At 67.4% G+C, this 20,579-nt stretch carries 19 protein-coding genes; 4 read left to right on the plus strand and 15 right to left on the minus strand.

Features of this window, described 5'->3' with window-relative positions:
* Nucleotides 1-135: 135 nt before the first annotated feature.
* The 7 genes from ACLF6J_RS08705 to ACLF6J_RS08735 all read right to left on the minus strand — a co-directional run bounded on the left by ACLF6J_RS08705 (nucleotide 136) and on the right by ACLF6J_RS08735 (nucleotide 7,771).
* Entirely contained in the window at nucleotides 136-3,318 is a 3,183-nt protein-coding gene (locus ACLF6J_RS08705; RefSeq protein ID WP_166804694.1) for a S8 family peptidase, read from the minus strand.
* A gap of 307 nt (nucleotides 3,319-3,625) precedes the next feature.
* Complete coding sequence (locus tag ACLF6J_RS08710; protein ID WP_134352876.1) at nucleotides 3,626-4,699, minus strand: hypothetical protein; 1,074 nt, start codon at nucleotides 4,697-4,699, stop codon at nucleotides 3,626-3,628.
* The gene (locus tag ACLF6J_RS08715; protein WP_166804693.1) at nucleotides 4,699-5,316 is read right to left on the minus strand and encodes an ATP-binding cassette domain-containing protein; all 618 of its coding nucleotides are present in this window, start codon (nucleotides 5,314-5,316) and stop codon (nucleotides 4,699-4,701) included. Before ACLF6J_RS08715 ends, ACLF6J_RS08710 begins: the two co-directional genes overlap by 1 nt.
* Complete coding sequence (locus tag ACLF6J_RS08720; protein ID WP_134352875.1) at nucleotides 5,306-6,343, minus strand: peptidoglycan-binding protein; 1,038 nt, start codon at nucleotides 6,341-6,343, stop codon at nucleotides 5,306-5,308. Before ACLF6J_RS08720 ends, ACLF6J_RS08715 begins: the two co-directional genes overlap by 11 nt.
* A 70-nt stretch (nucleotides 6,344-6,413) precedes the next feature.
* The gene (locus tag ACLF6J_RS08725) at nucleotides 6,414-7,034 is read right to left on the minus strand and encodes a hypothetical protein (protein ID WP_134352874.1); all 621 of its coding nucleotides are present in this window, start codon (nucleotides 7,032-7,034) and stop codon (nucleotides 6,414-6,416) included.
* 68 nt (nucleotides 7,035-7,102) lie between these two features.
* On the minus strand, nucleotides 7,103-7,429 hold the full coding sequence (locus ACLF6J_RS08730; RefSeq protein ID WP_134352873.1) for a hypothetical protein: 327 nt from the start codon (nucleotides 7,427-7,429) through the stop codon (nucleotides 7,103-7,105).
* Nucleotides 7,430-7,471: 42 nt separating this feature from the next.
* On the minus strand, nucleotides 7,472-7,771 hold the full coding sequence (locus tag ACLF6J_RS08735; RefSeq protein WP_166804692.1) for a helix-turn-helix domain-containing protein: 300 nt from the start codon (nucleotides 7,769-7,771) through the stop codon (nucleotides 7,472-7,474).
* Nucleotides 7,772-8,017: 246 nt separating this feature from the next.
* Between ACLF6J_RS08735 and ACLF6J_RS08740 the strand changes: the two genes are divergently transcribed.
* From ACLF6J_RS08740 to ACLF6J_RS08755, 4 genes are all read left to right on the plus strand, one after another.
* Complete coding sequence (locus tag ACLF6J_RS08740) at nucleotides 8,018-8,563, plus strand: ECF transporter S component (protein ID WP_047522418.1); 546 nt, start codon at nucleotides 8,018-8,020, stop codon at nucleotides 8,561-8,563.
* Between the two features lie 101 nt (nucleotides 8,564-8,664).
* Nucleotides 8,665-10,359, plus strand: a complete 1,695-nt coding sequence (locus ACLF6J_RS08745; protein ID WP_134352871.1) for an ABC transporter ATP-binding protein — start codon at nucleotides 8,665-8,667, stop codon at nucleotides 10,357-10,359.
* A 74-nt stretch (nucleotides 10,360-10,433) separates the two neighbouring features.
* Complete coding sequence (locus tag ACLF6J_RS08750; RefSeq protein WP_134353943.1) at nucleotides 10,434-11,219, plus strand: energy-coupling factor transporter transmembrane component T; 786 nt, start codon at nucleotides 10,434-10,436, stop codon at nucleotides 11,217-11,219.
* 9 nt (nucleotides 11,220-11,228) lie between these two features.
* On the plus strand, nucleotides 11,229-12,047 hold the full coding sequence (locus ACLF6J_RS08755) for a siderophore-interacting protein (RefSeq protein ID WP_134352870.1): 819 nt from the start codon (nucleotides 11,229-11,231) through the stop codon (nucleotides 12,045-12,047).
* A 42-nt stretch (nucleotides 12,048-12,089) separates the two neighbouring features.
* Here ACLF6J_RS08755 and ACLF6J_RS08760 read toward each other — a convergent pair whose 3' ends face one another.
* The 8 genes from ACLF6J_RS08760 to ACLF6J_RS08795 form a co-directional block, all read right to left on the minus strand.
* Nucleotides 12,090-13,238 carry a serine hydrolase domain-containing protein gene (locus tag ACLF6J_RS08760; RefSeq protein ID WP_134352869.1) on the minus strand — a complete coding sequence of 383 codons (1,149 nt, stop codon included), beginning with the start codon at nucleotides 13,236-13,238 and terminating at the stop codon, nucleotides 12,090-12,092.
* 174 nt (nucleotides 13,239-13,412) lie between these two features.
* Nucleotides 13,413-14,351: a carbohydrate ABC transporter permease gene (locus ACLF6J_RS08765; protein ID WP_134352868.1), complete on the minus strand. Its 939-nt coding sequence runs from the start codon at nucleotides 14,349-14,351 to the stop codon at nucleotides 13,413-13,415.
* A 2-nt stretch (nucleotides 14,352-14,353) separates the two neighbouring features.
* A complete protein-coding gene (locus tag ACLF6J_RS08770) occupies nucleotides 14,354-15,259 on the minus strand; it encodes a carbohydrate ABC transporter permease (RefSeq protein ID WP_131494034.1) in 906 nt (301 codons plus the stop codon).
* A gap of 29 nt (nucleotides 15,260-15,288) precedes the next feature.
* Nucleotides 15,289-16,614 (minus strand): ABC transporter substrate-binding protein, encoded by a 1,326-nt coding sequence (locus ACLF6J_RS08775; protein WP_134352867.1) that lies wholly within the window; start codon nucleotides 16,612-16,614, stop codon nucleotides 15,289-15,291.
* A gap of 41 nt (nucleotides 16,615-16,655) precedes the next feature.
* Nucleotides 16,656-17,030: a cupin domain-containing protein gene (locus tag ACLF6J_RS08780; RefSeq protein ID WP_131494031.1), complete on the minus strand. Its 375-nt coding sequence runs from the start codon at nucleotides 17,028-17,030 to the stop codon at nucleotides 16,656-16,658.
* The gene (gene lsrF / locus ACLF6J_RS08785) at nucleotides 17,027-17,917 is read right to left on the minus strand and encodes a 3-hydroxy-5-phosphonooxypentane-2,4-dione thiolase (protein WP_134352866.1); all 891 of its coding nucleotides are present in this window, start codon (nucleotides 17,915-17,917) and stop codon (nucleotides 17,027-17,029) included. The genes ACLF6J_RS08780 and lsrF overlap by 4 nt, the downstream gene beginning before the upstream one ends.
* 21 nt (nucleotides 17,918-17,938) lie before the next feature.
* The gene (locus ACLF6J_RS08790) at nucleotides 17,939-19,534 is read right to left on the minus strand and encodes an FGGY family carbohydrate kinase (RefSeq protein WP_166804691.1); all 1,596 of its coding nucleotides are present in this window, start codon (nucleotides 19,532-19,534) and stop codon (nucleotides 17,939-17,941) included.
* Nucleotides 19,531-20,550, minus strand: coding sequence for an NAD(P)-dependent oxidoreductase (locus tag ACLF6J_RS08795; RefSeq protein ID WP_134352864.1), 1,020 nt, complete (start codon nucleotides 20,548-20,550; stop codon nucleotides 19,531-19,533). The genes ACLF6J_RS08790 and ACLF6J_RS08795 overlap by 4 nt, the downstream gene beginning before the upstream one ends.
* Nucleotides 20,551-20,579 lie beyond the last annotated feature (29 nt).

Here is a 20,579-nt window from a genome sequence, read left to right on the forward strand (position 1 = left end):
CGAGTCGACTGAATCATGATTCAATAGCCGCATTGAATCACGATTCAGTCGGCGCTGCAAGGCGCCGCCGGACACAGGCCCGGACGCACACAGCGCCCCGCGGAAGGGAGACCGCGGGGCGCTGTGCTGTGGGGGCTACTCCGGCTTGGCCGTCGGCGGAGCCTCCGTCTCGGGCGCCTCCGTCGGCGGCACGTCCGTCTCGGGGGCCTCAGTCGGCGGAGCCTCCGTCTCCGGAGCGTCCGTCTCGGGCGCTTCGGTCGGCGGGACCTCGGCGTCGGGCGCTTCACCCGCCGGGACGGTGACCGTCACCACGGTGCGGACCTCGGAGTCGCCGTAGCGGACCAGCCCCAGGTACCGGGTACCGGCCGTGAGGCCCGTCCAGCTGAGCTCGTAGCTCGTCTTCTCGCCGCGAACGGCGGCGATCGGGTTCGGGGTCGCGGCGAACGCGCCCTCTCCGCCGGGCTGCACGTTGGCGTAGGTCATGTCCCACGTCATCGGACCCGTCGTCGAGTACATGTTCGCGACCACGAGGTAGGTCCCGGCGGTCGGCGCGGGGAGCGTGACCTGCTCGTCCGCCGAACCGGTCGCCGACTGCCACCGCTCGTAGTACCGCAGGTCGTCCGGGCTCACCACGCGATACACGGTGAGGTCCAGGTCGCTGCTGTCGTCGTCCGAGGAGTCGAGGTCGAACCGCGAGAGGGTGGTCCCCTCCGGCACATCGACGATCCACGCCACGTCCTTGTTCGCGTCACCGGAGTTCTCGTCGCCCGAGTGCCCCTCGACCGGGTTGTCCGGGTCGCTGAGCAGGTCGAAGGCGGTGAGGCCCGAGAGGTCGAGCGCCAGGTCGCCGTCGAGACCGGGGGTGATCTCGACCGCCGTGCTGCCGTCCGCTCCGGTACCCGTGACCTCGGCCGGAGCATCCGCCGTCACCGGGAACACCGCGATCGGGGAACGCACCGTGTTCTTCTTGCTCGTCCAGGTCAGCGTGCCGGTGGCCCACTGCTCCACCGGAGCGTCGCTGTTGTCGAACGTGACCGTGAAGGTCTTCGTCTGCCCCGGCTTGTCGAAGGTCAACTGCGACGGGGTGACCTTGACGTGCACTCCCGGGACCGAGGCCTTCGCGGTGAACGTCCCCTTCTGGGTCGACGTGACCGACCGGGTGACGGTCTGCGCGCTGGCCAGCGAGCCGATCGAGATCGATGCCTGGTTCAGGTCGCTGCCGTCGATGGGATCGATGCCGGGGAAGTCCGACAGGCCCTTCCCGTCGAGGAACGCCGCCCAGTCCTTCACTCCGTTGAGGTAGAGCAGACCCGGGTTCAGGTACCGCGTCGCGTCGACCTGTCCCGCGCCCTGTTCGAACGGGTTCGTGTTCTTCGATCCGTCGGGCAGGACGGTGTCATAGGCGGTCGTCATCATCGCCGAACGGATCTCCGCCGGCGTCGCCTTCGGGTGCTCACCGAGGTAGAGCGCTCCGAGACCGGCGACGTGCGGTGAGGCCATCGACGTGCCGGAGAGGATGCCGAAGGTCGGCTTCTCTCCGGGGGCGTTGTTCGTCGCCGCGAGGATCGCGACACCGGGGGCCGCCACGTCCGGCTTCAGCACATCACTGCCGTCGGCGAGCATCGGTCCGCGGCTCGAGAAGCCCGCGATCTGCGGCGTGGGGGTGGTCACGCCCGTCGTGTTCTCACCGACCAGCGTGATCGGCCGATCGACGCCACCCTGCACGTACGCGAGCACGGCTTCGCGGTACTCGGCGTTGAGGTGGACGGTCGGCACGGCGTGGAAGTCGTTGTCGAGCGAGTCCGCTCCACCGGGCACGTTCACGAGAACCATGCCGATGCCGCCGGCATCCTTCACGACCTGCGACTTCTCGGCACGTGCGTTGCTGCCGCGGTCGCACACGACGAGGTGTCCGGCGACCTTGGCCGGGTCGAGGGTGCCGGGCAGGCAGAGCTGCGCGTCGACCGCTCCCGCCGCCCCGGCGTCGACCGCCGCGATGGACGGGCCGGTGACACTCTCGCCGAACGGCACGCTCACCGACGCTCCGGCCTGCTCGAACCCGTCGAACTGCACGGTGCCCTCCCAGGTGGGGATGGTGGAGGCGGCGACCGTCGTGTACCAGGGCGAGGCGTGGTCGGCGGTGACCGGGTCCGGACCGTCGTTGCCGGCGCTGGTCGCGACGAAGACACCCGCGGCCGCGGCGTTGAAGAACGCGAGGTCCTCGGGAGCCATCACTGTGCTGGCGGCACCGCCGCCGATCGAGTAGTTGATCACGTCGACACCGTCGGCGACGGCCTGGTCGATCGCGGCGACGAGGTCGCTGAGGGCGCAGATGTCATCCGTGGTGACCGCAGGGTCGGGACCGACGTAGCAGGCCTTGTAGGCGGCGACCTTCGCGCCCGGCGCGACGCCGGACACCGTGCCGAAGTCGACATCCTCGATGGAGGCCTTGACCTTGAAGTTGCCCGCCGCGGTGCTCGCGGTGTGGGATCCGTGACCGTCGCCGTCACGCGGCGAGAGGTAGTCGTACTGGAAGTCGAAGCCGGCGGCCTCGGCTCCGGCGTAGAAGTACTGGCCGCCGATCAGCTTGGAGGAGTAGTCGCGCTTGTCCCAGTCCTGGGCTTCCACCATCGCGGACTGGAACTGGCCGCCGTCGGACTTGTCGAAGTAGACGTACTTCCCGTCGGTGTAGGGCTGCTTGCCCTTGTGCCGGTCGTGCTGCTTCTTCTGCTTCTTGAGCTTCTTGCCGTCGAACGAGGGGTGCTCCGGGGCGATGCCGGTGTCGATCACACCCACCACGACGCCTTCTCCGGCCTTGTCTACGCCTCCGGTCTGCTGCCACACGCCACCACGGCCCTTGCGGTCGTCGCCGAGACCGAGGAAGTCGGTCGACGTCTGCGCATCCGGGTGACGGGTCTCATCGGGGTACACGCCCAGCACGTCCTTCGACGCACGGAGCGCATCGACCTGTTCGCCGCTGAGGTCGGCGCTGAACCCATTGAGCACGACCTGGTAGGTCGTGTCCGGGGTGACGCCGATGTCGCTGACGAGGTCGGTCTGCTCGGATTCGAGGTGCTTGACGTACCGCTGCGAGTCCTGCGACTGGGTCTCGAGCTGCTCACCCTCGGCGGGTTTCGTCGCCTTCAGGCCCTTGACGTCGCCCTCGTAGGTGGCGAGGGGGTCTGCTTTCATGACCACGATGTAGTGCCCTGGGGTGCCGGCGACCGGAACGGGGTGCGTCACCTCCTCGGTCGCCGCGAAACCGGTGGTTGCCGTGGATGCGATGAACAGCGTCGCCAGGGTGGTGGCTGCTGCCATCCGGAGGGGTGTTCGACCCATGTGGTGCTCCCGATGATCACGATGCAGCCGCGTTGCTGCACCGCGGCCAACATAGCCCCGCCCTCGCCGATCGAGACGAGATGTGGTCGATCGGTCAGGGCGGCTTCGCCGATAGGCCAGGGCCGGGGCGTGGCGCCGCCCCCAATAGGTCGACACTAGGATGTCGGCGAGGTCGGCGAACTACGGATGCGTTCCACCACCCGCCGCCCTGGGGTGCCTCCGCGGAAAGGCTTGCCTATCTACGAACACCTGGGAATACATCACGCTTCGCGTGCAATCAGCCGAGTCAAGCGCGAAACTTGAAGAAAGTGAAGAGCCGCCGCTCTCGCGTCAGCATCGCGGGTATGGCTGACCCGATAATGGCGGCACCGATGGCAATGGCCATAGTGATCATCAAGGATGTCTCGTATCCGGTGATCGTTTCACGGAGGAAGAGCCTCGCGGCCAGCCGCGCGAAGAAGAAAATAGCGATGGCTGCCGCAGATGCGCAGATGAAGGTTTCTGTCGCGATCCCCGCGAGGACATCGCGACGACGTGCGCCTGCGTGCAAATTGCCTGCCAGTTCCATCCGCCTGCGAGCAGTGAAGGTGAAGGCTAGCATCCCGAAAAGGATGACGACTCCCCCAGATGTGAGCGCTGTCACGCGTGTGGCGTACTCGTGCGCAAAATCGAACCGCTGTCCGATCGTCGGGTTCAACGGAGCGATCTGCGGGGCGGAGTCGCCTTGTCCGGAGGAGGTGACAGCACCGTAGACGTACTTGTCGGCCACATTCGATGGGGGCCAGACGCTATACCAGCATTCAGACGCTCGCACAGAGGCTTCGCCGACGACAACGATGGCGTTGGCGAAGCGCGGGTCGCGACCGTCGTCTTCGGAGTACTTGTAGATGCCGTCAACCACGATGGTGCCGTTCGAGGTGTCGAGCCCGCTTCCTTCGTGGGCGTGCCAGCGTTCGGCGAGAGATTCCGGGAGGTAGATTCCACCGGTCCGGATGCTTGGGAATTTCAACATCCGCGCGACTCCGGGACTGAGTTCAAAGAAGGGCACCTTGACCCGGGGCAGCGCGAGAAGGTGTATCGGTTCAAGCTGCCAGATTGGCCCAGCATCGGTGATGCTCTTCAGCTCCTCGAGGCTCGCGCACGCGCTTGGTTCGATTGCTTCGTCTGCAACGAGGACACGGACCGCTCCCGCTTGGTCACGGACATTGTGGACTCGTTCCTGCAATGCTCCCACCGAGGCAGCATCGACTGCGAGAAGAGCAGTCGATCCGGCTACGAGGATCAGCACGAGTATGCCGGCACGGCTGGATCCGGACCGGATATTGCGGATCGCCTCCCCGAAGACATCGAGGAATCGCATCAGCGCACGCTTCCTAGATCGATCGAGCCCTTGCACGCGCGTACGGTATCGGCATCGTGGGAGGCCACAAGCACGATCGCGCCGGCGTCAGCGAGCCCAGCAAGCACATCATTCACGGTTCGGGCCGCGACGCGATCGAGCTGCGCGGTGGGTTCGTCGACGAGGAGAAGATCGGGTCGGGTTGCGACAGCACGGGCAAGCATCAGCCTTTGGGCCTCACCTCCAGAAAGATCGGCGAAAGGCCGATCCCCTCGATCTTCGAGGCCGAATCTGACCAGAAGTCCCATTGACTCTCGATCCGCGGCTGTTCGTGCTAATCCTCGAGCGAGGAAAGGGTAAGACACGTGGTCAAGCGTCGTGCGTCGCGGTTGCCCGTAAGGGTTCTGGAAAACCCAATGAGTTCGATCTATCTTGATCCGCTGGACGTTTCCCCGCGTTGGGGTGAGCCAGCCTGCGATGATCGATAGCAGCGTCGATTTTCCGGATCCTGATGGCCCGGTCAGTGCGGTGACGTCACCGCGCTGGAGCGTCGCACTGATGCCATCGAAGAGAGGCGGCCCATCGCTCCATCCGTGCCCGACCCCCTGAAGAACAACGGCCGGCCCCTCATCCCTCACGACACGGCTCCGTGCCAGGTTGGAGGAGAACGTTTGGCGGTGGGACGCCGTCGAAAATGACCTGAGACATCCCCAAGTTCACGCCGACCACGGTGACCGGATATGACGTGCTCTCCGAGGCGACGCACCCCTGAGCCCCCTGAACATTGAAAACGCTCGCCGCAGGGACGGGAGCTACACGGAGAGGGGTGACCAATTCGCTCGTGCTGGAGATTGACGCCAAGCTATCTTCGCCTTCCCCGCTGAGCTTGCCTTTCGCCTCTGGCGAGGCGGCGATCTGCGCGAGATCCTTCGGGTCTGCGAGGACACCGTTCTCCGGCATCACAATGTCGACCCCGAACACCTGGAGCTTTCGCTCGCCAGGAACCAACGGCTCAGTTTCACTACCTGCCAACGACAAGGCGGTGAGAGTGCTCGCCGTCGTAGCGAAGACGGATCCCGACATGTAGCTTTGCCCGATCTTCGCCTCGCAGGAGGCGACCACCGCAGCTCCGGCCGGCACCCAGAGGAAGTCCGTGAGATGGAAGCCACCGTCATCGAACGCAAGGCCTTCTGAATCCTGAATCTTGGAGAGCGCCTCGGCAACGTCGCTGCTGAACTCTCCAGATGCCGCGACCGAGTACCCTAGAGCCGCGAGCGCACGGCGGAGAGAATCGACATCAGAGCCGGTGTCTCCCCAGCGAAGATCCCGGTAGAAGGGCACGTCCGCGGACAGTGCGACTACGGGTGAGCCATCAACAGAGAATGCCACCTTGCCAGAGACGAAAGCCTGTCCAGGAATACAGTCGTTGCTCGTCACCACCCCCGCCGCTGCTGCTCGTAGCTCTGCGCCCTCTGCGAAGGTCGGTGCGAGCGGCAACGTTCGCTGATCGGCGAAGTCCACGAGCGTCACCGGGTAAGTCTTCTCATACGGGCTAGGGGCCAGATCGCCGTCCGGGGATGGCAGGAGGTAATACGCGAAGGCCGCCCCGACGACAACACCAGAGCCAAGTACGAACGCTGCGATGACAGCGAAAGCGCGCTTCACCCGAACCCCTAACCCCTAAACGTCAACGGGCAATGCCCTACTCAACCCAAGACTGCTCAGCGCGCTTCCGTTATTCGACAACTTTCACGGTGTATCCCAGGGAATAGAGGCAGGTCTGCGCCTCGGGATCCATCACATCGAACGGATACTCAGCTGACCCCGTCTTGGAACCGGCAACGTTCTCGAAGTCCTCTTTGGTGAACTCGTCGTCGACCACCCCGGCCTTCTTCAGGCAGTTCACGACCGCCTGCGGGAAGTCCGTCAACAGGTCAGGGTTCGCCTGCTGCATCCGAAAGATCTCCTGAGTGACGGCGTTCACCGAGCATTCGTACTGTGCCTTCCCTTGCGCCTCGATCTCGACATCGGAGTACTGTCCGGGAGGCGGCTGAAACTCGATGACCCCGTTCAAATGCGTCGTTCGTGTGAACTCGATCCCCGCTGACTTCAGACACGCGTCGAAAAGGTCCATCCCCTCGACATAGTCAGCCTGAGAGATCTGGCCCTCCGCGCTCGCCTTCTCCAGCGCCGCCCTGTCCCAGTCCGACAGATCGTCTTGCGCCAGCGCCTGATCGATAAGCGCGGTCAGTGAGGGGGCCAAGCGTTCGTTTCCTTCATCGGATGCGGGAAAGCACCCGGACAGCATCGATGCCAACATCGCTACCGCTACGACGAAGAATCCGCGTGTGGTCATCTCTCCCCCTGCTATACGGCAGGATGAGGTACCAGCAAGAGCGACACCACGTCCCACCGCGAAGTCTTTCAGCCCTGGGCTTTCGCCCAGGTGCTGCCGTTGCGATACAGAATTGCGTTGTGCGTCTGGCTGTAGCCGTTCACCTCAGCCTTCGTGTTGTACTGCGACTTCACACCCCAGGAGTGGGTGTTCCCCAGGTATGCGTGGGCCTGGAAAGTCCCGCCTCCCCCCGTCGAGGTGAGCCCTGCGACTGCCTGGAACCAACTGGAATAGACGTCCCATAGACCGACAGCAGCCTGCGCCGGCGCGGCCGTACCGACCGCAAGCCCGACGGCCATCACACTCCCGACCGCCATCATCGCGACCCGATGCCTGAGGCCAACCCGCTTAGGCATTCCTCTAGTTTTGATAAACACTCGCTCGTCCTTTCGTGGATCCTAATTGTGCGCATTCGTCAAGCCGCCCAGATGGGTGGCCGAGTCTTCACCCTCGGAGCTGAGCGTGTGTTCGAGAGCTTTCAGCACAGGCTCGTCGAGCCCCAAAGTCGTCAGCGCGCGCATGAAAGTGCTCAACTTCGGGTCAGGAAGCTGGCCCACTTCAGAGACCCCTTGCTCCAAATACCGATACGTCGGGAGCGAGCAACCAATTCGGTTCGCCGCTTCTTCCTGAGTTACGTTCTCCGACTTGCGGTAGGCCTTCAGGGCTCTCGCAACAACCACCATCACCCGTGACGACATCGCCCACATCCTCCGAACAGATCCCCCCGGACCGCTTCCCACTCTCAGGTAAGCACGGATCGATCATCCGGTCCAGAAAGTGCACCATCTATTCGGTAGACGATCACTACTACTCCGCCAGCATGGCGACAATGACTTCGCTCGTCACCCCGGAAAGACAACTGTCCGATGGTCGAATCCGGCTTCGCCAATACGCCAGGATTTTGCACGGCAGGGCTCCCGATAGGTCGACAGTAAGCTGGAGACGTGGCCCGCACCTCCGTCCTGACGACTCGCGTCCTGCTCGTCTGCGCAGCGATCGGCGTCGCGACGGGCATCCTCGCGGGCATCGCCGGATGGGTGACGCCGGTCCTGCTGGCGAGCCCGCTGCTGTTTCTCTACGGCCTCGTGCTCGGCTCGCACGTGCTCCCGGGGATCATCGCCCAGGAGGTGCTGCGCCTTCCCCTCGTCGCCCTGATCACGCATGTGTTCGCAGCGCTGATCGCGAGCGCCTTCAACCCGGCCTGGGCTCTGCGGTTCATCGGCACGGCCCTGCTGTTCGGCCTGATCCAGGAAGGAGTGGCTGCGCTCACGCGCTACCGCTCCTGGGGTCCGTGGCGCTTCTTCCTCTCGGCCGCGATCATCGGGATCTTCGTGGCGGTCGTCGTGTTCTTCGCCGCCCATCTCTCGGTCATGCCGCTGTGGGCGCAGATCCTGTACCTCGCGATCTCGGTGCTCGGCCCGGTCGCCTGGACCGCGATCGGGCTCGCCATCGGTTCGGCGCTGCGCCGGGCCGGAGTCGCCCGACGCTGACGGGGCTCGATCCGGCGCACTGCGTCACCCCCGCTCGATGGCGGATCAGGTAAGGCTCAGCTAAGTTAGAAGTCCACGATCCGACGACCCGGGACCCCGCCGTGCGCCCATCCGCGCCTCTGCTCCGCGTGCGTGACCTCTCCCTCACCCACGCCGATGCCGCGCACCCCTCCCCCCGTGACGTCACGTTCGACATCCACCCCGGCGAAGTGGTCCTGCTGCTCGGACCGTCCGGATCCGGCAAGTCGACACTGACCCTCGCGCTCAACGGTCTGATCCCGCATGCGCTGCCCGCGAGCATGGTCGGCACGGTCGAGGCCGGTGGCATCGACTCGGCGAGCGCAGAGACCGCGACACTCAGCACGCAGGTGGCGATGGTGTTCCAGGATCCGGACACGCAGATCGTCACGGGCACGGTCTACGACGAGGTCGCGTTCGGACCCGAGAACCTGCTCCTCGACGTCGACGTCGTCCGCGACAGGGTCGAAGCGGCTCTGCGGCGCGTCGGGCTCTGGGATCGCCGCGATGAGAACCCCGATCACCTCTCGGGTGGAGGGAGGCAGCGACTCGCGATCGCCTGCGCCCTCGCGATGGGTTCCCCGCTGATCGTGCTCGACGAACCGACCGCCAACCTCGACCCGCAGGGCATCGACGACGTATACACGGCGCTGGCGGATGTCGTCGCCGCCGGTGACCGGGCGATCCTCCTCGTCGAGCACAACCTCGATGCGGCGATGGACTTCGTCACCCGCACGCTGGTGCTCGGCCGCGAAGGGACGGTCGTCTTCGACGGCCCCGCGGCGGAGATCATCCGCGAGCACGCCGACGAACTCGTGTCGATGGGCGTGTGGCTTCCGGGAGCCACGCTCGCCGCACTCCGGCTGCGGGACGAGGGCCGGAGACTCGATCCGCTCCCCCTCACACCGCACGAGCTCGCTGACGCGCTCGCCCAGGAGGCACCGCACTCCCCCGCGATGGCCGCGGCCATCCCCGCACCGCGTGAAGAGGACCGCGATGCACGCGCACACACCGGCCACGAGATCATCCGCGCGCGCGGGCTCTCCGTCAAGAAACGGCGCACCGAGATCCTGCACGGGATCGATCTCGCTCTGGAGACGGGGAGCCTCACGGCGATCGTCGGGGCGAACGGAGCGGGCAAGACCACGCTGATCCAGGCGCTCGCCGGCGTCGTGCCGCCGCCCCGAAGCCAGGTCACGGTCGACGGCATCGACCCGGGCGTCGCCTCACCACGCGACCTCGCCGCACGCGTCGGATTCGTGTTCCAGAACCCGGAGCACCAGTTCATCGCGCACACGGTGTTCGACGAGCTGGCTCACGGCCTGCGACTGCGCCAGGTTCCGGACGCCGAGATCACCGTGCGCGTCGACGACATGCTCACGCGCTTCGGGCTCGCGCACAAGGCGGACGTGCATCCGTTCCTGCTTTCCGGCGGCGAGAAGCGGCGCCTCTCGGTGGGCACCGCACTGATCACCCGGCCGCGGGTCCTCGCTCTGGACGAGCCCACCTTCGGCCAGGACCGCGCCAGGGCGGCCGAGCTCCTCGACCTGCTGCAGGAGCTGCGCACCGAGGGCACCACCATCGTGATCGTCACGCACGATCTGCAGCTCGTGGCAGAGCACGCCTCCCACGTCGTGGTGCTCGCGGGCGGGCGGGTGCGAGCGAGCGGCCCGACATCGACATTGTTCCGGGACGAGCGGCTGCTCGCCGATGCGGGGCTCCGCCTCCCCGCTCTGCAGCGTGTCCTTTCGTCTGCCGGGCTCGGGGTGCACCCGTGAGCGCCGAAGCCACGGACCGCGTGGTCCCCGGCACCGCGGCCGCCACCGGTCCGGGTTTCGACCCCTACGCCCGGATGACGGCGTCCTCCCCGCGGCAGTTCCTCTACGCCCTGAACCCGCTCGCCAAGGTGGCCGGGTTCGCGCCCGCGATGCTGCTGCTCATGTTCGTCCGCGACCTCGCCACCCCGGCCGCGTTCCTCCTGCTCGCGTATGCCCTGATCCTGCTCGGCGCGCGGCTGACCGCACGCCTCCTGGCCCTCCTGCTGCTCGCCCTCCCCGCCGGGATGCTGCTGATCGGCATCGGCTTCTCGGTCTGGGTCGACACCGCGCTCGTCGCCGACACCGCCCCCGTCGTGCGCATCGGCGACTGGACGCTCTACAGCGGTGCCCTGCTGCTCGGCTTCGCCACGGCCCTGCGTCTGGGCGCCATCGTCTCCCTCGCCCTCGTCGGCGGTCTCACCACCAGCGGCCCCGACCTCGTCCGTGCCGGCGTGCAGCAGCTGAGGGTCCCGTACCGGATCGGGTATACGGCGCTCGCAGCCTTCCGTTTCGTGCCACGGTTCGGACACGAGCTCGCCGTCATCCGGGCCGCCCACCGGGTGCGCGGCTACCACGGCGGACGCGGACCCTTCGCACGGGTCGCCCGCGGCTGGGGTTACATCGTTCCGCTGCTCGCCGGCGCGATCCGCCATGCCGAACGCGTGGCCCTGGCGATGGACTCGCGGGCCTTCGGCGCGCACCCCACCCGCACGGAGCGACACCTGGTGCCGTTCCGTGCCCGAGACACCGTCTTCACCGCGGCGATGCTGTTGGTCTCCGCCGCGCTCTTCGTGGTGTTCTTCCCCTGGCAGCTGCCCTGAAAGGCGCGCATGGCATACAGCAAGTTGGTCAAGCCCGAGAGCGCCGAGCTCCTCCACCTCACGGTGCTGCGCACGCAACGGCTCTCGGCGCACTGGTCCCGCGTGACGCTCGGCGGTGGTGAGATCGAGAAGTTCCGCCCGATGGGGTTCGATCAGTGGTTCCGGCTGTTCCTGCCGATCGGTGGCGACGCGGGACTCGACCGCGTGCCCGCGAAGGCGAACAAGATGTTCGGCTACCTGAAGTTCCTGCGCATCCCCGACGACGAGCGCCCCGTGATGCGGAACTACAGCGTGCGCGCCTACCGCGCGGCCACGGCGGACGCCGGTGCGGAGATCGATGTGGACTTCGTGCTGCACGGATCGGCGGCAGAGGGCACGGCCGGCCCGGCATCGCACTGGGCCGAGACCTGCCAGCCCGGCGAACACGTGCTGATCATCGACGAGGGGCTCACCTTCAACCCGCAGCGCGGCACCGAACGCGTCCTCCTCGTCGGCGATGAGACCGCCCTCCCCGCGATCGCCTCGATCAGCGCATCGCTGGCGGAGGACGCCGTCGGCACCGTGATCGTCGAAGTGCCGTCCGACGAGGATGCCCTGCCGTTCCCGCATCCGCCGGGGGTCGAGATCGTCTGGCTCGTGCGTCCGCACGACACGGCTCCCGGGGTTCTCGCTCTCGAGACTCTCGGCCGTACGGCGCTACCCGCCGCTCCGTTCCACGCGTATGCGGCGGGAGAGCAGGCGCTGGCCTCCGGGGTCCGCAAGCACCTCGTCGGCGAACGCGGGGTCGACAAGAACGCGGTCAGCTTCTGCGGCTACTGGAAGCGCTGAATCCCTGTGTGCGCGGCCCGCGTGCGGGATCAAAAACGCGCCTCAAGTGCTTCCCGCAGGGGCGTTTTCGATCCCGCACGCGGGGTCAGCGACCCGCTGGACGTCTCGGAACAAGCCCATGACCTCCGGGCCCATCTCGACCTGGCTCAGCACGATGCCGAACGAACCGTCGGGGTCGATCCAGAAGTCCGTCCCCTGCCCGCCTGACCATCCGTAGCGACCGGCGTTCGCCCCGGAGGTCTGCATCGCGACGCCGAACCCCCACCCCGTGCCGTCCCAGAACCCCGGGAAGAAGCTGTCGTCGGTCTTCGCGCTCGCAGGCACCTGGTCCGTGCGCATCTCCGCCAGCAGTTCGGGCTCGACCACGACCTTTCCGTCATGCCGTCCCCCGGTCGCCAGCATCCGCGCGAAGGCCGCATAGTCGGCTGCGGTCGACACGAGTTCGGAGTGGCTGAGGTCGAAGGGTGCCGGCGCGACCGAGAAACCCTCACCCGCAGGCTCGACCTCGACCAGTCCGCCCTCCGTGTGCCGGTTCGCAGCGGGCAGCCGGTGCGCCTGCTCGAGCGGAACCGTGTACCCGGTGTCGACCATGTCCAAAGGCTCGAAGAGGTCACGCCGAAGGTGCTCCTCCAGCGACCCGTCGACCACGCGGGAGAGGAGCACCCCGAGGATGCCGAAGGAGTGGTGATAGCGCCATCCGGAGCCGGGTTCGAACGCGAGCGGAAGTGCGGCCAGCGCGTCGATCCACTCCGGAGCGCCCATCGCCACCGGCTCCTGCCCCGCGGCCGTCCTGTTCCCGATCATCGCCATCGCCAGCGGAGACGGCACGACCTGCACGCCGTACCCGGAGGTGTTGGTGAGCAGATGGCGCAACGTGATGGGCGTCGTCGCCGGACGGACATCGTCGATCGGCGCGTCCGGCGTGCGCAGCACCCGGCGGTCGGCGAGCTCCGGCAGCCAGCGCTCCACGGGATCGTCGAGTCGGAGGCGCCCGCCCTGCACGAGACGCAGTGCCGCAACGGCGAGGATCGGCTTCGTCATGGACTGGATGCGCACGATCGCATCCGCCGGGAGATCACCGGCCGTGACGATCTCGGTAGACCCGTCGGGGGCGCCGAGCACGCCGATGATCCCCGGTGCCGTGCCGCGCGCGACGTGCTCATCCAGGATCTCCAGGAGCGAGGTCGTCATGCCCTCGATTCAACCCGGCGACGGCGGCCTTGTCCACGGCCCGACCGCGCGTGCGGGATCAAAAACGCCCCCGAGGAGCATTCCGGAGGTGCGTTTTTGATCCCGCACACACGACGACGCTGCGACGCGGCGACGCGGCGACGCGGCGACGCGGCGATGGGGCGATGGGGCGAGTTACTTCACGCTGCCCTGAGTGAGACCGCCCACGAGCCACTTCTGCAGGAACAGCGCCAACAGGTAGATCGGGATCAGGCCGGACAGGCTCGCCGCGGCCATCTGCCCGAACATCACCTCACGGCCGCCCTGCATCAGGGCGATGCCGACCGGAAGCGTCTGGGAGTCGATGCTCTGGGTCAGCAGCAGCGGAATCAGGAAGTCGTTGTACGCGAGGATGAAGACGATGATCGAGACGGCGACGATCCCCGGTGCGGTGAGCGGCAGGATGACGGACCAGAGTGCGCGGAGCGGGCCACAACCGTCGATCTGAGCCGCCTCGTCGACCTCGAAGGGGATGGCGCGGAAGAAACCGTCGAGCAACCAGACGGCCACCGGCGTGAGCAACAGTCCCTCGACGATGCCGAGGCCCAGCACGGAGTCCATCAGTCCCGCAGAGCGCACCAGCACGAAGAGCGGGATGATCGCCACGACCGGCGGAGCGACGTAGGCCGAGACGATGAGCCCGAGAGCCTGCTTCCCTCCGACGCGGAGTCGAGCCATCGCGTAGTTCGCGGGGATCGAGACCAGGAGCGCCACCAGGACCGCCACGATCGCGGCGCCGAACGAGTTCCGGAGGTACGTCAGGATCGGCCAGTTCTCGAACGCGGCGACCCAGTTCTCGACCGCGAGGCGAGAGGGGAGGATTCGCGTCGACAGGATGTCGTCCGGGCTCTTGAAGGACATTCCGACCATGTAGAGCACGGGCAGCAGGGCCAGAGCGATCGAGACGACGATCACGACCCACTTGACGGCGGTGACCACGACGGACGGACGCCCCGGGCGCGACGTGCTCGAGGTGCGGACCTTCGGGCGACGACGACGACGCGCGTCGGGGACGACGAGGGTTTGCGTCGCGCTCTCCTCGGTGCGGGCGGGGACGCGGAGCGTGAGGGACATGATCAGCTCTCCTTGTGCAGGCGCTGCCGCACGGCGTTGAGCGGCAGGATGACGATGGTGACGAGCACGAGGAAGGCGATGGTCTGAGCCGCGGCCGCTCCCACGTCGAACGTCTGCAGGCCGGTGCGGTAGATCTCGAAGCTGCTGACGGTGGTGTCGAAGCCCGGTCCGCCGCTGGTCATGATGAAGACGAGGTCGAACACCTTGAAGGAGACCACGAGCTTCAGCAGCAGCACCGTGATCAGGCTCGGAAGCACCAGGGGGAAGGTGATGCGCCAGAACGTCTGCCACACACCGGCACCGTCGACCTGCGATGCCTCGTAGACCTCCGTCGGGAGCGTCTGCAGCGCCGCGAAGACCAGGAGCACGCAGAACGGCGTCCACTGCCACGCATCCACGAAGATGACGGAGATCATCGCGGCAGGGCTCGACCCGAGGAACAGGAACGGATCCGACCCGGGTGCGAACGACTGCCCGATGTTGTTCAGCAGACCACCGGTGGGCGCGAGCATGAGCTTCCAGATGACGCCCGCCATGACGGGCGGTGTCATCAGCGGGAGCAGCAGGAGCACCCGGATGATTCGACCGCCCTTGACGGCCGCATCGAGCGAGAGTGCCACCGCGAGACCCGCGACGAGCGCGATGACCGCGGACGGGATGGCGAACAGGAGCGACCTGCCGAGGGACGGGATGGTGACCCCGTCCCCCAGCATCGCGGCGAAGTTGTCGAACCCGACCCATTCCGAGAACGGCCGCCCCAGCGACGACTCCGAGAAGGAGGCAGCGATGATGTACGCGAGCGGGTAGATCGCGATGATCACGATCGCGATGACGGCGGGCGCGAGCAGGGCGCGCCCCGTCCACGACCCGCGTCGGGCGACGCGACGGCTTGCGACGGGCTGCGACATGAGCGGTCCTTTCCGGGTTCGACGAGAGGTCAGTCGGCCAAGGACTGCCAGGAGTCCCAGGTCTGCTGCATCGCCTGTTCGGCGGTCAGGCCGCCCTGCAGCATGAGCGCCAGGTTGTCGCTCAACGACTGGATCATCTCCGGCGCCTGCGGCGAGGTCGGCCACGACTGCGCGTTGGGAAGCACCTGCGCCGCGACGGCCGACACTTCAGGGGCGAACTCGATGTACTTCGCGCTCTCCAGAGTGGAGGTGCGGGTCGGGTCGACGCCGGAGCCCGTCGTGGTGACGAGCTTCTCGTTGGTCTCCTTCGACGACGCGAAAGCCACGAACTGCTTGGCCAGGTCCTCGTCGGCGGCATTGGGGCTGATGCCCATCGCCCACCCCGCGTTCAGGGCTCCGGAGACCTTGCCCTCCGGTCCGACGGGAAGGGGCGCGACGCCCCAGCCGTCGACGATCTTCGACTGCTCGGGGTCCTGCGCGAAGACGCCCAGATCGGTCCAGAACTCGATCATGCCGACGGATCCGGAGAGGAACTGCGGGAGGGCCTGCTCGAAGCCGATCTCCAGCGGACTGGGCAACGCCGACGGCGCCGCATCGAGCATCGACTGCGCGGCCGCGACCGCGTACTCCGTGTCGAGCTGCGGCATCTGCGGGTCGATCGGATCGGGCGACATCGTGGCGAGACGGTTGAAGAACGTCGAGCCGATGTTGAAGGCGCTCTTGGAGCCGAGCAGCGCATTGCCGTACACGCCGTTCGCCTTCTCGGCATCCGTGATCTTCTTCGAGACCTCGACGTACTCGTCCCACCTGGTCGGGACCTCGACGCCGTTCCGTTCGAAGATCGCCTTGTTGTAGAACAGCACGTGCGTGTCACCGTCGATCGGCAGCCCGTAGGTCGCGCCCTCGTACTGCGTGTACGGCCCGAAGATCGCCTCGATGAAGTCGGAGGAATCGATGTCCTCGTCGGAATCGACCCAATCGGTGATGTCGGCGAGCGCACCGGCATCGGCGAGCGCGCCGACCGACGTGTACCAGTACTGGATGACGTCGTAGTTGTTCGTCCCGGACTGGGCGTCCAGGATCGCCTTGGTCTGGATCTGGTCGTAGGGCACGACCTCGACCTCGATCTCGACGCCGGTCTCGGCCTCGAAGTCGGCCTCGAGGATCTTGCCCGCGCCTTCCTGCGGGGCGGCGATCAGGACCTTGAGGGTCTTGTCGCCGCCGTCGCCGGAGGAGCCGCCGGAGTCGCCGGCGCATCCGGCGAGCACGAGACCCAGCGTGGATGCCAGAGCGATGACGGGCAGAGCGCGCCGAGTGAGGCGAGCGGATGATGAGGAGCGTCTTTGCACACTCATGGTGCTGTCCTTTCGATGTTCTTCGGGTGGGGGAGGAAAAGTCAGACGGTCGGTGGTGCGGCAGGGGTCCAGGGTCGATCGACCTTGTCGCCGTCGACCCACGGCGTCTTCACGAACACGGCGCGGAAGACCTCGTCGAACGGGTTCCGCACGAGGTGCTCCTCGTGCGGTGCGGCCCGCAGCACGTCTCCGGCTTCGACGACGCGACGGGTGCGGCGGTCGAGCCAGATCTCCGCACGTCCTTCGAGAACCACGAACGACTCGGTGTGGTGTTCGTGAAGATGGTTGGCGAACACGTCTCCCGGACGGAGCACGACCACGCCGAAGGCGGCGTCCTCGTCCTGTGCCAGGTAGCCGGGCCCCCAGTCGCCGAAACGCAGGTCGGCCTCCGCGGCCCGCAGCACCTCGGCGCTCATGCGGGCACCCGTGTCTCGGTCGCCTCGCGGAACAGCTCGTGGGCATCCACGGGATCGACGTCGTCATGGACGACGGCACGGACGGCGAGCATCATGGCCGCGGGGTCGGCGCTCTGGAAGATGTTGCGCCCCATGTCGACACCGGCGGCCCCCGCACGCACCGCGTTCGAGGCCATCGTGAGGGCTTCGAGCTCGGGCAGCTTCTTCCCGCCCGCCATGATCACCGGGACCGGGCAACCGGCGACGACGTCCTCGAACCCCTCCTCGCAGTAGTAGGTCTTGACGAGCTGCGCTCCCAGCTCGGCGATGATGCGGGTGGCGAGGCCCAGGTAGCGGGCGTCGCGCACCAGCTCCTTGCCGACCGCGGTCACACCGAGCACGGGTACACCGGCCGCGTACCCGTCGTCGACGAGCGTGGTCAGATTGCGGATGCTGCGGCTCTCGTGCTCGCCTCCGACGAAGACCTGCACGGCCACGGCATCGGCGTTGATGCGCACGGCATCCGCCATCGCCATCGCCGTGTACTCATCGGAGAGGTCCTTGAGGATCGACGGCCCGCCCGAGGCTCGCAGCACGAGCCCGGCCCGGGTCGCGGGCGGCACGGAGGTGCGCAGGGCGCCGCGGGTGCACATGACGGCATCGGCGTGTTCGGCGAGTGGTGCGATGTTGAGGTCGATGCGCTCGAGGCCGGATGTCGGCCCTTGGAAGTACCCGTGATCGAACGCCAGCATGACCGTGCGTCCGGTCCGGGGGTCGAGGATGCGTGAGAGGCGGTTCTGCATTCCCCAGTCGAGGTTCGCCGCGCCGCGGATGTTCTGGGTGAACCGGGCGGCCGGCGTCTCGACGTGGAACTTCTTCGCTGCGGCGTTGCCTTCGAGGTCTGCCATGGTGTCTCCTTCTGGTGGTCGTCAGCCGGCGTGGCCGGCGTGCGAGAGTCGGGTGGGAGGAAGGTCATGTGGGGCGCGGGCGGCCCCGGGAGGGGTGAAGAGCGGATGCAGGTCGGGCCCCGAGATCGAGAGCACATCCCGGTAGACGCGATGCCAGCGCTCGGTCACGGCGCGATACCGCTCGTGCTCTTGCGGGTCGACGTGCTCGACACGATCGGGGTCACCCATCGGGGGCAGGTCCGCACCCACTCCGCGCGCCGCCAGACGTGCCGCCCCGTAGGAGGTGGCCTCCGGCGCCGGGGTCACCCGGGTGTCGAGTCCGGTGACCCCCGCGATCACACGCGGCCAGAGCGCACCGGCACTCGAACCACCGGTGAAGGTCACGGTCCCCTCGGCGAGGGCTCGACCGTCGGTGAGCGAAGCGAGGATGCCGAGGTGGGCGTTCGCGACGATGGCGGCCGATTCCTCGATCGCCCGGATGAACGCGCCCCGCGACGAGTGCGCGGCGTCATTGATGTCGAAGCCCACGAAGGCGGGCGCCGCATGATGCCAGGCATCCGCCTGCATGACGTTCGCCATGGTCGCGACCACCCCGTTCGAGCCCGCGGGTACCTCGGCGGCCCAGCCCTCCATCACCGCGAACGCCGACGTACCGGCTGCACGACCGAGATCTGCGGCATCGGGGCACATCGCATCGCGGAACCACCGCATGGCGAGCCCGGAGAGGAAGCCGATGCCCTCGACCATCCAGCTGCCGCGCTCGACATGGCAGAGCGTGCGCAGTCGACGCTCCGGATCGATGAGCGGTTCGGAGACGACGGCGGTCGTCTGCCAGAAGGTTCCGGCGACGATGGTCGGCACCCCCTCCCTGGCGGCGATGCCGTGCAGGGCGAGCTGGGTGTCAGCGCCTCCCGCGACGACCGGGGTCCCGACGGCGAGTCCGGTCGCGGCAGCGGCGGCGGGCGTGACCGCACCGACGACGTCTCCGCACTCGACGACGGGAGGGAGGATGCGACGGTTCACCCCGACCAGGCCTGCCAACTCGTCGGACCAGTTCCGCGCGCGGAGATCGAACAGCGCCGAGCTCGAGCCGCTGGTCGGCTCCGTCACGAACTCTCCCGTCAGGCGCGTCGTGACCCAGTCGCTCAGCATGCCGAGGTGCTGGGCCTGCGCGAACAGGTCGGGCTGGTGCCGGGCGATCCAGCGCAACCGGGCGGGCGCGGTGATCGACACCCAGTCGCCTGCGGTGCGATACACCTCGTCGGCAACCCCTTCGGCGACCAGTTCATCGGCCTCGATCCGTGCCCGACCATCGGTGTTCGGGCAGGCCCAGAGCTCGCGTCCCTCGGCGTCGTAGAGCACGAACCCCTCCCGCATGCTCGACGCGGCGACGGCGGCGACGCGTCGATCGCCGAGCCGCGCGACCACCTCGGTGACGGCGTCCGCGATGGCGTTCCATCCGCCTTCCGTGTCGAAGACGGTGCCGCCGGGGTGGCCGGGCACGGCCGTGTGCGTCCATTCACGAGCGGCGCGCGCGACGAGGCGCCCTTCGATGTCGAAGGCGAGCGCCCGCGCCGAACCCGTGCCCGCATCGATCGCGAGGAAGACATCGGTCATCGTTCCCATCGGAGGCTCCCGTCTGTCAGGAAGCTCTCGACCTCGGCGGCGAGCATGTCGGCGCCGCGGGCGAGGGTCTCGTTCGTGGCCCCGGCGAGGTGCGGGGTGAGGATGAGAGAGGGCTCGGCGACGAGCTCGCGCCAGGGCCCGTCCGGCTCGTTGACGTCGAGCGCGGCACCGGAGAGTCGGCCGCTGCGCAAGGCGTCGAGGAGAGCCCCCTCATCGACGAGGGACTCCCGGGCCGTGTTGATGAGGAACGATCCTTCGGGCATCCGGGCGAGCTGCGCAGCACCGATCATGTGGCGGTTCTCGGCCGTGGCCCGGGCGTGCACACTGACGACGTCGCTGGAAGCGAGCAGCGCGTCGAGATCGGAGACGATCGTGGCATCCGTCACCGAATCCGGATCGACGAAGGGATCGTAGGCGGTGATGGTCGCCCCGAGGGCCCGGGCGCGGGCGGCGACGAGCCGCGCGACGTTCCCGTAGCCGATCAGTCCCAGCCGGAGGCCCTTGACCTCGCGGCCGAACCACCGCGCACCCTCGAAGGTCGACTCGGCGAGCGGGCGTCCATCGGCCACCCGCTCGTCGACGTCACGCAAAGACGCCGGCACGTTGCGCACCAGGGAGATCAGGAAGCCGATGGTGAGGTCGGCCACGGCATCCGCGTTCTTCCCCGGCGTCGTGGTGACCCGCACCCCCCGCTCACGCGCGGCATCGACATCGACGTTGACGGGTCCTCCGCGAGCGCAGCCGATCAGACGCAGGTCAGGGAGTGCAGCGAGCACCTCAGCGGTGACCGGTGCCGCATGGAAGGCGATGATGTCGTAGCCGCGTCCGAGGCGTGCGACCTCCGCGGGGTCGCCCTCGTACTCCCGGATCGAAGACGTGTCCCACGTCGGCGTCGCGATCGTCATCGTCGCCTCGTCGACGTCGATGCCCCGCTGCGCGAACGCGCGGGTGAAGATCTCGGCGGTCATGTAGCTGTCGCCGATGACGAGGATGCGGTGTTCGCTCATGTGCAGGGCTCCCGGGGGAATTCGATGGG

This window comes from Microbacterium sp. IO18, from assembly GCF_049099505.1.
GTDB classification, from domain to species: domain Bacteria; phylum Actinomycetota; class Actinomycetes; order Actinomycetales; family Microbacteriaceae; genus Microbacterium; species Microbacterium aurugineum.

Bases quoted from the DNA above. Each gene is read 5' to 3' on its own strand.
- ACLF6J_RS08705 (WP_166804694.1), bottom strand. From the start codon at position 3,318: ATGGCAGCAGCCACCACCCTGGCGACGCTGTTCATCGCATCCACGGCA.
- ACLF6J_RS08710 (WP_134352876.1), bottom strand. From the start codon at position 4,699: ATGCGATTCCTCGATGTCTTCGGGGAGGCGATCCGCAATATCCGGTCC.
- ACLF6J_RS08725 (WP_134352874.1), bottom strand. From the start codon at position 7,034: ATGACCACACGCGGATTCTTCGTCGTAGCGGTAGCGATGTTGGCATCG.
- ACLF6J_RS08730 (WP_134352873.1), bottom strand. From the start codon at position 7,429: ATGCCTAAGCGGGTTGGCCTCAGGCATCGGGTCGCGATGATGGCGGTC.
- ACLF6J_RS08735 (WP_166804692.1), bottom strand. From the start codon at position 7,771: ATGTCGTCACGGGTGATGGTGGTTGTTGCGAGAGCCCTGAAGGCCTAC.
- ACLF6J_RS08750 (WP_134353943.1), top strand. From the start codon at position 10,434: ATGACGGCGTCCTCCCCGCGGCAGTTCCTCTACGCCCTGAACCCGCTC.
- ACLF6J_RS08755 (WP_134352870.1), top strand. From the start codon at position 11,229: ATGGCATACAGCAAGTTGGTCAAGCCCGAGAGCGCCGAGCTCCTCCAC.
- ACLF6J_RS08760 (WP_134352869.1), bottom strand. From the start codon at position 13,238: ATGACGACCTCGCTCCTGGAGATCCTGGATGAGCACGTCGCGCGCGGC.
- ACLF6J_RS08765 (WP_134352868.1), bottom strand. From the start codon at position 14,351: ATGTCCCTCACGCTCCGCGTCCCCGCCCGCACCGAGGAGAGCGCGACG.
- ACLF6J_RS08770 (WP_131494034.1), bottom strand. From the start codon at position 15,259: ATGTCGCAGCCCGTCGCAAGCCGTCGCGTCGCCCGACGCGGGTCGTGG.
- ACLF6J_RS08775 (WP_134352867.1), bottom strand. From the start codon at position 16,614: ATGAGTGTGCAAAGACGCTCCTCATCATCCGCTCGCCTCACTCGGCGC.
- ACLF6J_RS08780 (WP_131494031.1), bottom strand. From the start codon at position 17,030: ATGAGCGCCGAGGTGCTGCGGGCCGCGGAGGCCGACCTGCGTTTCGGC.
- lsrF (WP_134352866.1), bottom strand. From the start codon at position 17,917: ATGGCAGACCTCGAAGGCAACGCCGCAGCGAAGAAGTTCCACGTCGAG.
- ACLF6J_RS08790 (WP_166804691.1), bottom strand. From the start codon at position 19,534: ATGACCGATGTCTTCCTCGCGATCGATGCGGGCACGGGTTCGGCGCGG.
- ACLF6J_RS08795 (WP_134352864.1), bottom strand. From the start codon at position 20,550: ATGAGCGAACACCGCATCCTCGTCATCGGCGACAGCTACATGACCGCC.